This is a genomic window from Chlorobiota bacterium, assembly GCA_016710285.1.
Lineage (GTDB): Bacteria > Bacteroidota > Ignavibacteria > OLB7 > OLB7 > OLB7.
Genome location: JADJXR010000001.1, coordinates 816,208 through 830,829 on the forward strand (window position 1 = coordinate 816,208; position 14,622 = coordinate 830,829).

The window sequence follows — 14,622 nt, forward strand, 5'->3', positions numbered from 1 at the left end:
GGCTCCGAACGCACCCATTGTTTCCCCCCTCTCTGGTAATCTTAAATCTCCACCGTCTCCGCATACACTATCCGCTCGATAACGCGGTAGTGGTTGATGGTGGTGCTGTAGCTCATCGTCTGCATCCCCCCTTCGCCACCGCCCGGGAAGGTCCCCCCGGCCCCACCACCTGGAAGGGTTGCCCCACCTAATCCACCGGCGGTCGTGACATCTATCTTCGCTGCTTCGCTGAGCTTCGTTCCCCCTTTTAGCGCGCCGCCGCCCGGGGCGCTTGCTCCAGGGGTCAGCACTTCGCCGCCGGGAGTCATAATATCTACGCCCGGGGTGACGACATCGCTGGGATAACCGCGCATCTCCTCGGGCGAAACCCAGGGGTCAACTTCCTCCGGCAGATCAATCACATCGGGGGGAAGCGGGTCCGCCTCGAACAGTTCGTACTCCCGAATATTCAGCCGATACCGCTTCGATCCCCCCTTGCTGAACGGTTTTTCCGGCAGGTTCAACGTGCTTAGCCAGACGATCCGGTCGCCAACTTTTTTGGTGGGGATCAGCTCGACAGCAAGTTCAACATCTTGGTTCTGGTTATTCTTGACAATCACCGGAGTCCAGGTGTCGCCGCTGATTCCTTGCTCCACCGTCACCACAATCCGGCGGCTTTGGTTCATGTGCTTGGCAATCGCGTTTTTATCGCTGCTGTCGTTGTGGCTGTAGATGTCAACCCCGGCCACGGTGAAGGTGTTCTCGCCAGCAACACCGCTTACCATCACCTTCACTTTTTTGTCCTCGGGAAGCTGCACGGCGGCAACGCGGTCCGGAGCAATCTGCACGAAATCGCACTGCACCACCCGCGACAGGTGGGCATTCATCAGGGATTTCGGCTGGAACCGGCACAGCGCAAGCCGGATGAAGGGATAGTAGCTTTCCCCCGTGTTCACCTCGATGTCGCAGTACCACAACTGCCGCTGCCAATCGTACTCCACCGGATGCCCCGCCACCGCTACCCGCGTTGTGGATTCGGGACCAAGTTCGTCCAGTGATAAGTAGGCCATCGTCTCGGTAGCAAGCGGGAAGTCCGAAAGCGCAGGCGTTGGTTTCGGATACGCCGATTTCCAGATTGGGTCCATCCCCCACTCGGTCACTAATCCCTTCAGGCTGCTCTCGGCCCCCACCAGCCCCATGCTCCCGATTCCCCCCGGCAGTTTCACAATCTTATCTTTGATTCCATCCACTACCCCCATTACTCCTCCTGGGCTGCTGACTACTTTATCTTTTGTTCCATCCACCATCTCCATCTCTGTTGCTCCTCCTGCGCTGCTGCTACTGCTGCTTCCCCCGCCGCTGTTGTTGGCAATTACCACGCCAAGAAGCTCGCCATCGCCGCTGCTGTACCACGGGCGGTCCAGATAGACCCGCAATCCGCCACCGCAACGGCGGCTCATCTTCAGGTTTGGTTCCTCGCTCCGTTCCCAGCCGAAGGTTGGGATGATGTACAGAACCTTCGGCGCATCGGGGCGTGCGCTGTTGTTGATGTCCAAGTTTAGCTTGGGCCCCAGGCGGTGGATGCTTCGCAGAAGCTGCGCCTGCTCGGCCTCGTTGCTTGGCTCCCAGAAATCGAACTGCTGCTGGTTGATGGGATCGTTCCAGAGCTTGATCGGCATGAACTCGCGGAAGCGCGTTGTGGCCTTCATCCGGTAATCAACGGCGCGGTAGTGGGTGTCGCCAAAATCGTGCCGCCACTCGGTTGGCGGGTCCTTCGGGTTCTGCCGTGGGAAAGGGATCAGAATTTCTTTGGCTCCCGGCGTGTTGATTGTTGGGTCAATCCACGATTCCACCGTCTGGTCCAGCACATGCGCCTGGCGTTTCACCTGGCGCGGGCCGTTCATGGTTAGGTCATCCACCCATTCCTTCCACTCGGCCAGCAACGTCACTTTGCCGCTGCTCCGTGCGCTTAGCGTCATGTTCCCACGGAAGATTGCGTGGGTGCTTCCAATCCCCGGCTTAGTGGCGCTAACCTTGATGAACGTTGGCAACAGCAACGGCTGCTGCACTGCATGGGTCAGGATCATGGTCCGCCACGGGGTCAGCATCCAGTGGCTTCCTATCGTCCCAAGTTTTTTTGCACGTTCGCGCTTGGCTCCGTCGGCAATCATCGTCGGGACGGCCATCAGCTCAGCATCCTCAGGCTCCATCCAGCAACTGTACTGGACCCGTGCCATCGTGGCTTTGTGGACGAACACCGTCAGGACCGCGCCGTCCCATTTCGGCGGCGTGTCGTTGGTGGCTTCCACCATGCGGATCATAAACGGGCGGGACACCGGCCACGCCATTCCAAAGCTCACCAGCGTCACAAAATCATTCCCCCCGGGGATTTTTTTGATTTTGGCTCCGCTGCCAATATCCCCCTCGGCGGCTGCGCCGGGCAATCCGCGGAACGCAACGCCGCGGGCCAGCGGGTCGGGAAGATAGGGGAGCAGGATGGTGGTGCCGATGTTGATCACATACTGCCCGTGCGACAGCGGTCCCCCTTTTAACGGGACCGCCGGAAGTTTCCGGAACTTCGCTGCGGCCTCGGTTCCTGGCCGGGTTTTGGGGTCAATCGCTTCCGGCGCGCTGATCATTCGGACGTTCGCGGAAACGTCAATCGTGCCGCCGTTCAGGTCGTGGACCTCCATGTCGTCAATCCGCCCTTCCTCCTTTGCGGCGATGTGGTAGTATTTCGTGGGGTCGCCCCCGGGCCCCATCGCTTTGTCGAACTCGCCATGAAGCTCCGCCATTTGCACACTCACTTTTGGCGGAAGGACGTGGCGCTCGTTGAAGCCTTTGTAGCTGTAGCCGATGCCGCCATTCAGCCCCTTGAACCGTGTGTCCAGCCCGGCAAGGACCTCAAGGATGTACGGAAGCGTGGAGTACTCCACCGCCGTTTTGTCGAAGTTGCTCCGGATCACCAAATGCTCCAGCGACTCACCTTCGCGGAAGACATCGTTCGGCAGAAGCGTTGGGCTGGCAAGCGGCTCGTGGCGAAGGAATTTATCCAACGCAGAAGCCTTTCCATCAGGGATCAAATCGAACGGAATGCTGTTGCCGGCGGGGTCCACAATGCGGGCGCGCATCTGGTAGCTGCGGCCAAAGCGGAGCCGGGGAAGCGTCCCCGGGGCAACGCGCACCTGCTCCTCCAGATCGAACCCTGGGACCTTTTTTGGCGGGTTCACCATCGGTGTCACCACGGGGTATTCCAGCGGCTTTCCGTCGTCGTCGTATTTCTTCTGGTCAATCACCCGGCCCGGGCGCGAAGCCCCCAAACTCCATCCTTCCCACGTCACGAGGGTTTCATCCAGATAGAGGTCGCTTGAGCTTCCATCGTGGGCGGCGGTTCCGCTGGTGGCTTTCACGGTTGCCTCGGCATCATCCTCAAATCCCAGCCCCGCGCTTGGCAGCGTCAGCCGTTCCACACGCTTGCTTAGCGAGTGCCATTTTTTGCTGACATCATCCCAGATTTCGATGCGGTAGCCACGCATCAGGTCCTCGGCCCAAAGGGTTGGGGTGGTCCCCATTTCCACCTGCTTGTTAATCAGGGCCACAGCATCCAAACGCTCGACGGTGCGGCGTGCGCGTTGGTGCCGGATCAGCGCAAAGCCAGCGGTCCGAAGCGTCGCCAATCCTTCCTCGTCGGGGATTGCGTAGGACCGGTATTCCGGCTTCTTCAGCCGGTCCATGTTGTTGGCAAACTGCAAGGTTTTGTGGCTTGCGCTGTCGGGGTCAATCTGGATGACGTCGAACATCTTCGGGTTCTCCAAATGGAGCATCCCGTCGGCCATTTCGCTGTCGCCACTTTTTGGCTTCGGCAGAAACAGTTTGCCGTTGCTTTCATACTTCGTGATCGGGAACGTATCCTTGTTGAAGGCTGCGGGGTGGCCGCCGCCATTCCACGGCGGAAGCAACTGCAGGTCCCCGGTTGGAGAAGGGAGCGGCGCGGCCAGCTCAAAATCCAGAACGATCCCGAGGCGGCGGAGCATCAGCGCGTAATCCCCCAAGCCAGCAATCATCTGGTGGAAATCAACCTCAGGAAGTTTTGGGCGCGGCGGCGGAAGCTCCCCAGCTTTTTTAGCATGGGCCGGGGTGCGGTGATACACCGGTTTATTCCCCACCATCGGGTGATTCTCTGGGCGGTTGAAAAAGCGGTGGGCCTGCAGGAACGCAAGCTGCGTCTGCCCCGCGCTGTTGTTCGGAAGGCCATAGTCGGCGGGGGCACCGGAGTTCACCACGCGGAGCTTCTTTCCGTTCACGGTTTTCTCCTTTGCCTTTGCCTCAAAAGCCCCTTGCGATTTGCGATCGTAATCGGCCACCGGGCCAACGATATCAATCAATCCTTTCAGCGTGGGGTTGGGGTTATCGCCGCGGGCGTTTGGGCGTTCGGTTTGCGCGTCGCCGGCAATCTCCCCGTACGTTTCCCGCACAACGTCCACCACTTTTTTGATGGGATAGCTGTGAATAAACCGGGTGTGGTAATCGGGGAACGCAAACGGACGGACGAAGGTGCTGCTTGGGAACAGTTTTGCCCAAAGCTCGGGGTCGGGCTTGGTTCCAACACGGGTTAGCGGAATGGTGGTTGCGCCAACGTTCAGCTTGAAGCCCAGCCCGCTTAGCGTCTTTGGCCAATTCAGGAAATCGCCAAAATCGCCAAGCACCGGCTTCGGCGCGTCGGACATCAGTTGCGGTTGCACGACGATGGATATCCGTGGATTCCCTGATTCCCCAAACCCGTTGGGAACCACAGTCCAGACGATGCGTTGTGAGATAGCCATATCAGAAATCCGTTGTCAGTTGTCGGGAATCAGTTGTTTAGATTTTCACTTGCTTGCTCATTCACTCACTCGTGTGTTCACGTTCATCGCTTCAAGCACATCTGTTCAAGCACGCGGCCACGTTAATCCCCTGCGAACGCCGCGCAGTACTCGGCCCAGGGGTCCACGGTTTTTCCGGTGGAAAGCGTGAACGGCTCGAACATCTGCAGGAAGCTGGGGTCGCCGTTGCTTCCGGCAAATTTCTCCTCGTACTCAATCTCGATGCTGGGGACCAGCGGCGCGTCAATCTCCACAATGATGGAGGCGCGCCCGGTGCATTTGCCGCTGACGCTCTCGTAGGTTAGCTCCAGCTTCATCTCAATCGAAGCCCCGATGAACGCCACGTACACCCGCCCGGTCAGGTGCAAGTATCCGGTGATAACGCACGACTCCGGCTCGGTGCTGGTGGTCATTTTGAAGTAGATGCCGGCCACCACTTTCACCTCGCCACCAGCAACGCCGAAATCAATGGAGAAGCCCGCGCCGAACTCGAACGCAACCTCGAACAGATGAATCCCTTTTGGGTTCAGGGTGATGCCAAAGAATCCGCCGCCGCCGAAGATATAGACCGTCAGCATGAACGGGTTATCGCGGGTGCAGAAGAAGAAGCTGACCGAAAGCGGGTCGCCAATGAAGGGGATGGTGAACCCCGCGCCGATGCTGATGTTGCTAAGATTCAGCACGCCGCAAACAATGCTTGGGATGGGGATCGAGAAGCTGGCGGTAATCCCTTTTTCGCTGACTTCAATGGCCGGCGGGTCGCTGAATCCATCCAGCGGAATCGCATCCTTCAGCGTCTCGATAAAGCTGAGCGGGCCGATAAACTCCAGCTCGCGCAGCTTCACGTTGACATCGGCCCCGATGCTGCTTCCGGCAAGGAACTGAATCTTCTCAAAATGGAGCGCGATGAAGCTGAGCGGGGCAATCAAATCCACCGTGAAATCTTTCAGGGTGCATTCAACTTGGAAGTACGGGCTGTCCCCTTCGCCGCCGTGCATCCCGGCTTCCACGCCGATGAACAGATCGGCCTTCTTGCTTCCATCCTTCGCAATGAAAATCGGGTGGCCCGACTCGAACCCCCAATCCTGCAACGGCGGATGCCACCCAAACCGGACCTTCTGCTCGCGAAGCATATCCAAGGCCGCGAAGAACTCATCAATTTTATCCAACACCTCGGCCAGGACGTTCGAGACATCTTGCAGGAAGCCAACCACGGCGGACTTCACCCCGGCCAATTCCTCCGGCAAATGGGTGGCGGCGGTGAAGGCGTTGCGAAGCCCGTCAAGGTCCGTTTTGAAATCGGTGAGCTTGCTGGTGATGGCGCTTTCGTCAAGGTCCGCCAGCGATTCAAAGAAGGCAACAATCCCCTCCTTGTTTGGGTCGCTTGCGTCGGCGGGGTCGTCGCTGCCAATCACGTCGTTCACCACTTTTTTTGCGGCGGCAACCACGGCGTTCAGCTCCAACACGCAATCCAACGCGGCGGTGATGTCGGTTAAGAATCCCACCACTTGGTTCCGCACCCCCACCACCGGCGCGGGCAAATTGCTGACGGCGTTGAAGGCATCTTGGACGTTCGTCACGTGCCCTTTGAACGTGGTGATGGTGGTGGCCACCGATGCCGTATCCAACTCGGCAATATCCTCCAGCACGGAGTAGATATTGTTGGCCAGATACTCCAGCGCGGTGTTGATGGCGTTGATGATGTCGGCAATCTGCCCGGCGGCAACGCTTGCGGCGTTCAGCACGCCATTCACTTGGTCCACCAGCCCGTTCACCGTCTGCTCGGCTTTGGACTTGGCGTTGTTGGCAAAGCCCATCGCTTGGTCGGCAAACTTCTGCGCCTCGTTGGCCATTTTCTGGAACTTGGCCAGCATAGATTCCAGCGTGTTCATCGCCTCGTTGATGAACTTCGGCACCGCGTCAAGGCCAAGCTCATCGGCAAAATCGCCGACGGCTTGCAGAATGGCACTAAGTGGGATGCAGCCAAAGATCAACGGCAGGATGTCGTCCAGGTCCGGCACGGGGACGCTTCCGCCGCCAAAAAAACTCTCCGGCTTGAAATTGGCGTTGGCAATGTCGTCAAGGATGGAGACATCGCCGCTGACCGGTCCCAGCTTCCGCGCAAGCCCGGCAATCGCCATGTTCGGCTTCACCAAGGACCCCGCGCGGTCCCCCTGCGTCTGGAAGCTGACCTTCATCTTGTTGGCCGGCTCGGCGGTGCGGAACAGGACCTCACCCTTGTTTTTGTGGGATCCGTCGGCGGGCAATCCTTTGGCGTTCAGCGCGGGCATTCCGTGCTGAAGGAAGACCGGGTGATACTCGAACTGCCCGGGGTCCTTGTTCCCGGCAATGGTTCGGATGGAAGGGATCACAATCCGCGCCTTCTTGACAATGGGGTAGAAGAGTGGCGCGTCGCAATTCCCCAGCTTGGCGCGGTCGTCCAGCTTCAGCACCTCGGCACTGAAGGTGATCTCGGCCGTTTGGAACGTTGTGTCGCCCGCCTTCGATCCGGTTGGAGCAAAGGTAACTTGCGAGCCTTCCAGCGCGCGGGAAGGGCGGGCTGCATCGCTGAAGCCGCCATCCTGTTTCCCCAAATCGTAGTTGCTGACGGCTTTCTTCAGCTTGGCCGGGACAATCTTCAGCCCGTTCTCCACAAAGATCAGCGGCGCGGTGAAGTTGAAGATGTGGCCGTCGAAATCTTCCGCCTCGAACTGCCAAAGGAAATCGCCACCATTCACCCGCACCCAGAAGAGTTTTTCCCCTTCGCCATCAATGTCGCTATCCTTCGGGTCCTCGATGTTTGGTGTCACCAGCGTCCCAAGTTTCAGCCGCATGATCGGCATCTCCAAGTCCAGCTGCTTCAGCGGAGTGTTGCCATTGGCGGGGATGGTGATGCCCGTCCCCAAATAATTCTTCTCCGGCTCGCGCACGATGATGTACATGTGCTGGCGCAGATAGGCGGGGTTCCCCGGCTTGTTTTTGTGGAACTTCCGCTCGGTGACTTTAATCAAGCTGGCACGGTGGCCAAACGGAAACAGGTAGCCTTTATAGACCACGCGGACGTAGTTGTCGCGGCCCATCACGGCGCGGTGCCGCCACTCCTCCACGGCCAGAAGTTGTGGCGCGGGGGGTATCTCGTTGGCTTTGTCGGCTTGCTCCCCTTCGAACTGTTTTTTCTGCTCGTCGGTCAGGTCGCAGGGAAGGCCCGGCGGCTCCCAGTTGCCACGCACGTTCATCCACGCGCCAAGCGCGCTTAGCATAATCCGGTCCACGTTCACCGGGCGCGGCTTGTAGTTGTGCATCTTGAAGTTGGCCGACAGCTGCACAACGTCGAAGCGGTCCACCGCATCCAGCGACATTCGGAAGGGGTCGTTGGCGTGCTTCGGTCGGCTGCGGAAGGTGTTCGTGCTGAAGTCGGTCTCCTCAATCCAGAAAGGATCATCCATCCCGCCCACGCCAGGCGTTTGATATTGCAGGAAGTGCTCATCGCGGGACCAGACCGCACGGATGGTCCGCATCCATGAATCCCCCTCATACACAAAATCATTGATGGTGTCGAAGTTGGTCCCAACTTTCTTCACCCCTTTTAGCGCGTTCGTTGCCTCCTCGTCAACCTCGGTCGGGGCGTTTCCGTCGTCGCGGATGCCGTCGCGGCCACGCATGGCAAGCCGGGTGTGCCAAAGCTCGAACCGCCCGGTCCGTTCGCCCGCAACCGGCGTGGTGGAGTGCGCCCACGCAGCGTTTTTGTTGGGGGAGATAATCAGCCGGAAGGGGCACTCGATTGCCGTCTCGATTGGGGATGGCTGGCGAAGTTCGGGAGTGATTTCCAGTGCCATGTCCGATCCCGCGTGCATGGCTCCGCCAGAGTATCCAGCATCGGCAGTAGTAAGCCCCGAGCCAGCCGCCTGCGCGGTCCCGAAGGCTTCGCGCCAGATGGAGGTCCGGCGGAACCGCGATGATTCATACCGCTGCAATGCTGCGTTCGCGCCCACGCTGTTGTTGGAATCGGCGGCGGAGCTTACGCCGGCATCGCCCCCTCCTATCGCCCCCCCTCCTCCAATCCGCTTCGTCACTCCATTTTTGATCGCCTTCCCAACGTTCATGGCCGATACGGACTTCGCCCCAATCCCCATCTGCATTCCTTTAATAGCATCGGGGATAAGCTGAATGAAACCGCTCCCGTTAAAATGGAGCGTCTCAGGATCGCCCAACGGACGGCCCGCCGGCGGAAGGTTCATGTTCAGCCGTCGCGCCAAATCAAGAATCTTCTCCAGCGTGAAATCAATGTTGTTCATGCTTGCCGGAACCGTGAAGGAGATGCGGCTGGGATCGGCAATGCGCGCAAAAACTGGGGGGGGCGGCGGGTTTTCTTGCGATTCGGAGTTTGGCAGGTTCGGGTCGGTCTCGAAGAACGCTTGCTCGCCAATATTCTGCGGCGGAAACACCAGCACGATATGCGCCGCGCCACCGCCGCTACGGACCAGCTTCCCCCCTTGCACGCTCAGGTTGTGCAGCTGCACGCCAATCACCAAAAGGTCCTCAGGGCGCACAAACCATGTTGGCGCAGCAAGGGTGATTTCGGCGGGTCCATCGGGGACCTGCGGATCCAACCGGAACGCGCCCATCACTCCATCGTCGTTGGCCCGGTCCCCCATCGTGTGCGAGGCAATGCGGAACAACGCCGTTGGGGGAAGCGGAGCCGGCTCCACGATATTCCGCCCGCTATCGGCGGGTTGGGTCATTGCCGCCAGCAGCCCCGGAACGCACTCCACCTGCTCAATCTTTCCCCCCCGTGTCTGCAAGGCAAAGCGGGCTTTGGGATTGTGGCCCACCAACGCGCTTCCGCCGTCGGTGTGGATCCAGCGCGGGGAACCGAACTGCGCAACCAACGCGGTTGCTTCCTCATGCTCGCCAAACGCCACCGCGTAGTGTGCGCCGCGCAACGGCAGCAGCGCGGGCATCAGGTCCTGGCCACGGATGGAGGGTGCGGGGCGGACGTGCAACCGCTCCTCGGTGCTGGGGGATTCGGCAACTAACAGGTGGCGCATTCCGCCGCGTCCGCTTTCGGCTGCTTCAATCAGCAATCGGTCGAACGGGCTTCCGGTGGCGACGGTCTGCCACATCGGGTCGTTGCTGGGGTTTGGCTCGATTGGCCAATTCCGCCCGCCGCGCTCAATGGCAATGTGGCAACGGCGCAAGAACGGCGGGGTGATAAGATTCGGTTCGGCATCATCGGGAAGGCGGAGCATGGCCTGGTCCGAACGGAGCACCGGGCCAAGCCCGGCAACCTCGGCAATGCTGTCACCATCCAGCGTCAGCCTCCAATCGGGGGCGAAGCTGGCAAGTGCACGCCCGTTGAAGGAGATGGTGGCCGTGCGGCCAAGTTGGCAACGGCCATCCTGGGCGCGAAGCCCGCTGCGGGCGGGTCCGCCACGCATCAGCCATGCTTCGGCGGGGACTTCGGCGCTGAATCCGCCGAACTCCATTTCAATCTTCAGCATCCGGCGGAGCAGGCCCGGGCGGACCGTGATGGTCATGTTGGCGGGGATGGTGGTCCCGGGCCAGCGTGCATCGGCCAAGCGAACGCGGACGATTCCCGATTCCCGTTTCAGCTCGATCCGTGCTTTCCCCGCAAAGCGGCGTGCTTCAATCACAAACCGTTCTTCGCCACCAAGCAGGAATGCCACGCGGCGTTCGTCGCCAACGATTTGGAAATCGCCCACAAGGGTCCCGCCAACCGCGCGCCACGAGGGGATAAACCACGTTGCAGCCGCCGCCCCACTGGCACCAAGCGCCAGCACGCGCCGCCGCGACATTGCCGGCCCGTTGCCGCTGCGGCGGACCAATTCACCAAGCGAGGATTCTTGCTGCACGGTTCCCTTTGCCCGATGCTGCAAGGCATTGATATTTATGCTGTACGTAGTCATTGGTGCGTAGTCTGTTGGTTCGTAGCCATTGGTTCCGGTGATAGAGTTCACCCCCCGGTTCAGCCCGCCCTTTCGCTGCGGGTGCCGCGCCCTTCATCGTTTCTTCTGAAGACCCTGATTTCTTACGGCCCAAAGCATGATTTCACCAGATCGTTCAGAATCGCCGCAGGGATGAAATTATCGGAGACTTGCAGGACACCCGCTTCCACAAGTTCGGCCTGGTTGGGCATGTAGAAGGTTCCGCCCGCCTGAACCCCACGCTCCAAATTGACCATGGTGATTGGGGGTTTCCCGATGATCGGTCCTTTGTTGGTTTTCCCCTTGTAGGCAATGGTGGTTGTGGTGTCTTCGCCGATGCGGTCGGTGGTGATTGGCTTCCACGTGAAGGACCAGATTTCACTTTGGCCAAGCGGGAAGTCGCCATCGGTGGCGGTGATGCGCCAGGCGTACCGCTGGTCCGCACGGAAGCCACGGGCAGCAATTGGGAAAGCGAACAGTTGGGAAGGGATGCGCTCGCGAGTGAAGAACGCGGGGTTCGACATCATGGCATCGTAGGGCGTTTGCCGGCCCAGAATCTCCACGATTTTCAGTTGATACGTTGGTCGCTGGCTAGGCTTTAGTGGTGTTGGCGCAATCCAGCTGAAGACCGGAAGGCGGTCGTTCACGGTGGATTCGTCGTCGGGGTTCACCAGCACCGGCGGCGTGACGATTTGGACGACTTGGTCGTAGCAATCGGTCCCCAATTCGGCACGGGTGGCGGCATCAATCACCCGAACGCAGACGCGGTAATCGCCAGTTGGGGCCTGCCCGGTGCGGAGGAAAAACTGCTTGTAGCGGTCGTTGAAGTAGTCGGCATCAATCGGCTGGATGTCGTTTCCGGTAACGGTTTTAATGCCCGGCGGAAGGTCAAACACGGCAGTGGTGGCGGCAACGATCGGGCCATCCTTTGCTTCGTCGGCAGTGCCGTACAGATAGACCTTGATGGTCTGCCCAGTGGTGTTCGTCAGGCGGATCCGCCACAGATCCGCAACCTTCAGTTGGTTTGGCGGTGGCTGGGTCAGCACAATGCCAATTTGCCCCTGCGCCGGAAGCAGCAAAGGGAGGAAAAGGGAGATGAAGCCCACCACTACAGGAATCCATCGGCGATCTATGCGGTATCCACACATGGTTCATGGCTGGTTTGTCGGCGGATGCAGGCGGGGATAGCGGGCCTGTGCTATCCCCACCCACATCCACGGAAATGTGAGAGCAGATCAGTACGTACGCGAACGGCGGCAGTGCAAGCACCGTGGCCGCAAGGGCTTACGGCTTGAAGACCACAAACTGGAAGGAGCTTGCGGCTTTCCCTCCGGTGCTCGAGGTGTAGAACGTCACCAGCAGCTTGCCGTTGGCGGCATCCACTTTTGGAATGGCGTACGGCGTTGCCGCGTTGCCCGCCATTGTAACGTTGGTGGCGTAGCCGGTGGTGGTAAAGGTTTCGCCGGTGATGACGATCTCGAACTGGCTGTTGGTCCCGTTGTAGGTGCAGGTGAAGTTCCCGGTCCCGCTGTTGATGGTGACGGTTCCGGGACCAGCCGCGCCTGGGGTGTAGGTGATATTCCCATACGCTATCGGCGTTGCTTGCCGGGTGTTGCCGCTGTACGCACGGGTGATCTTACCGGTAACGTGGACATCTCCACCGAAATATCCGGCACGCCCGCCGCCAACAGTACTTGCCACCAATGCATCGGAACGGTTGTTCTGGCTGCTGATATTGAAGTATCCGGCACTTCCAGTTCCTGTGTTCAAGCCATGCACCGCGTTGCCGCCTCCATTGGTCTCACCAACCAACGCATCCGCACTGTTTTGGCCGTTGCTGATAATGAAATGCCCAGCCTTGTTGGTTGCTGAGTTGCTTGCCAGTGCGTAGATGGCCGTGCCAGTGCCGCTGGAGTATCCAAAAATCCCGTAACCGCCGCTGTAGCCGAACCCGCCCACCCCTGCGCTGTTGCTAGTTGTGCTGTTGTTCAGCCCGACAATGGCTTGGGTTGCACCGGTTCCACCATAGCTGAATGCTGCGGCGCGTCCGATCCCATTGTTGGTGATTGAGAACAGATCGCTGGCATTGGATTGCGTGGCGGAGTAGGGAAGGATCAACCCGGTTGGGGTTGTCCACGCGATGGAGGTTCCGTTCCACGTTGGAACCTGCCCGGTGGTGGCCCCGGTGTTGCTGATCTTGGCCAGCGTCACCGCGCCGTTGGCGATGTCCGCAGTGGCAATTGTCCCATCAGCAATTTTGGCACTGTTGACCACGCCGGATGCAATGGTTGGGTTCGGGTATGTTCCGGTTAAATCGCCACCGGCAGCACCGCTGGGGGGAAGGCTGCTGGGGATCACCCCTTGTGCAAGATCATCGGCAGTGATGGACCCGTCGGCAACCTCATCGCTTCCAACCGCTCCGGTTTTGATTGTTGGATCCGGGTACTTCCCGGTTAAGTCGCCACCGGCAGCACCGCTGGGGGGAAGATCATCGGGGATTACCCCTTTTGCAAGATCGTCGGCACCGATTGAGCCGTCGGCAATTTCATCACTTCCAACCGCGCCTTTTTTGATTGTTGGATTCGGGTAGCTTCCATCCAAATCTCCCCCAGCCGGACCGCTTGGCGGAAGCGTGGAAGGGATCACGTTCGGAGCCAGCTTCGGGAGCGTTACCGAGCCGTCGCCCAGCTTTGCAGTTGTCACCGAGCCGTCCCCCAGCTTCGCCGTGGTGATCGCGCCGTTCGGGATGCCAAGCGTGGCAACCGGGCCGGTTGGGTTTTGCACACTGATCGTCCCATCGGTGTTCTGCACCCCTTGGATCCCGCTGGCACCGGACCCACCCACCGAGCTGATGGTGATGGTTGACCCATCTTTGGTGATGGTGGTCGCGCCGCCGCCAACCAACGTCAGGTCCCCATCACTTCCGTTCAGGCTGGTGACAACGCCTTTGGCACCGGGGGCAAGCCCGCCGGCCAAATCGGCGTAGAAGGCGTAGGGAGCGGTGGTCAGCGGGGTGCGCGGGGCAAGCTCCGTGCCGCCATCAACCGACACCCCTAAAAAGTAGGCACGGTTAAAAAGAAGCGTTTGTGGGATTGGCGTGGTTGCGCCAATAATGATGTTGAACAACCCCCGCACAACGGGAACCGTTTGAGTTTCGCTAAAAATGGCCGCGCCGCCGCTGGCCGATTCGTACAAGCTGAGCCGGAGCGTGTGGTTCCCATCGCTAATAAGGTTCCCGCTGGCATCGGTCAGCAAGCCCTGGTAGCTGATGGTTCGGGGGGCTTGCGCAAGCCCCGTTGCGCAAAGTGCCAACGTGGCAAGCGCAAGGGAAAAAGCATGGCGTAACGTCTTCATCGTGCTGTTCCTTCTGGTTGGTGGATTTGTCCTGTGATGTTCGTTTGTCGCACTCCTAAAAGTAGAGGCGGACCCTTTCGGTTGGCCAAATTTTGGTTATCGGTTAGCCTCCGCTGCGGTTTTTTTGCCACTATTCTTGCTTCCTCTCCAACGTTCTCCATCCCCTCTTGCCACCCATCCAAATCCATAACCTTGCGCAAAAATGTTTAGTTCCCCGCCGGGATGCCAGTGGTGAATAATCTACAGGTGGGCGATAACAGAAAGGGGAGGGGGCGATTACAAAAGGGAGAGAATTGTTCCTGCCGAGAAGGGGCGGCGGGTTTCGGTGGTGATCCTGAAATTCGGAAATGGGCGCGGTTTTGCGGGTGTCCCCGCGTCCCGACGGAGGTCGGGGCGGCTACCCCGTTTTCCACAAACACTCCCGGAGCGTTCCCCCTCCAACGGAGGGGTGCCCGACAGGGCGGGGTGGGTTCGGGGCAAGG

Annotated in this window: 4 protein-coding genes; all 4 read right to left on the reverse strand. The window is 59.6% G+C overall.

Annotated elements, in window-relative coordinates:
- Window positions 1-41: 41 nt before the first annotated feature.
- Complete coding sequence (locus IPM61_02935) at window positions 42-4,802, reverse strand: hypothetical protein (GenBank protein MBK8910261.1); 4,761 nt, start codon at window positions 4,800-4,802, stop codon at window positions 42-44.
- 122 nt (window positions 4,803-4,924) lie between these two features.
- Window positions 4,925-10,768 (reverse strand): hypothetical protein, encoded by a 5,844-nt coding sequence (locus IPM61_02940; protein ID MBK8910262.1) that lies wholly within the window; start codon window positions 10,766-10,768, stop codon window positions 4,925-4,927.
- A gap of 122 nt (window positions 10,769-10,890) precedes the next feature.
- Window positions 10,891-11,934, reverse strand: a complete 1,044-nt coding sequence (locus IPM61_02945) for a hypothetical protein (protein ID MBK8910263.1) — start codon at window positions 11,932-11,934, stop codon at window positions 10,891-10,893.
- A gap of 136 nt (window positions 11,935-12,070) precedes the next feature.
- Window positions 12,071-14,140 (reverse strand): hypothetical protein, encoded by a 2,070-nt coding sequence (locus tag IPM61_02950; protein ID MBK8910264.1) that lies wholly within the window; start codon window positions 14,138-14,140, stop codon window positions 12,071-12,073.
- Window positions 14,141-14,622 lie beyond the last annotated feature (482 nt).

Bases quoted from the DNA above. Each gene is read 5' to 3' on its own strand.
- IPM61_02940 (MBK8910262.1), bottom strand. From the start codon at position 10,768: ATGACTACGTACAGCATAAATATCAATGCCTTGCAGCATCGGGCAAAG.
- IPM61_02935 (MBK8910261.1), bottom strand. From the start codon at position 4,802: ATGGCTATCTCACAACGCATCGTCTGGACTGTGGTTCCCAACGGGTTT.
- IPM61_02950 (MBK8910264.1), bottom strand. From the start codon at position 14,140: ATGAAGACGTTACGCCATGCTTTTTCCCTTGCGCTTGCCACGTTGGCA.
- IPM61_02945 (MBK8910263.1), bottom strand. From the start codon at position 11,934: ATGTGTGGATACCGCATAGATCGCCGATGGATTCCTGTAGTGGTGGGC.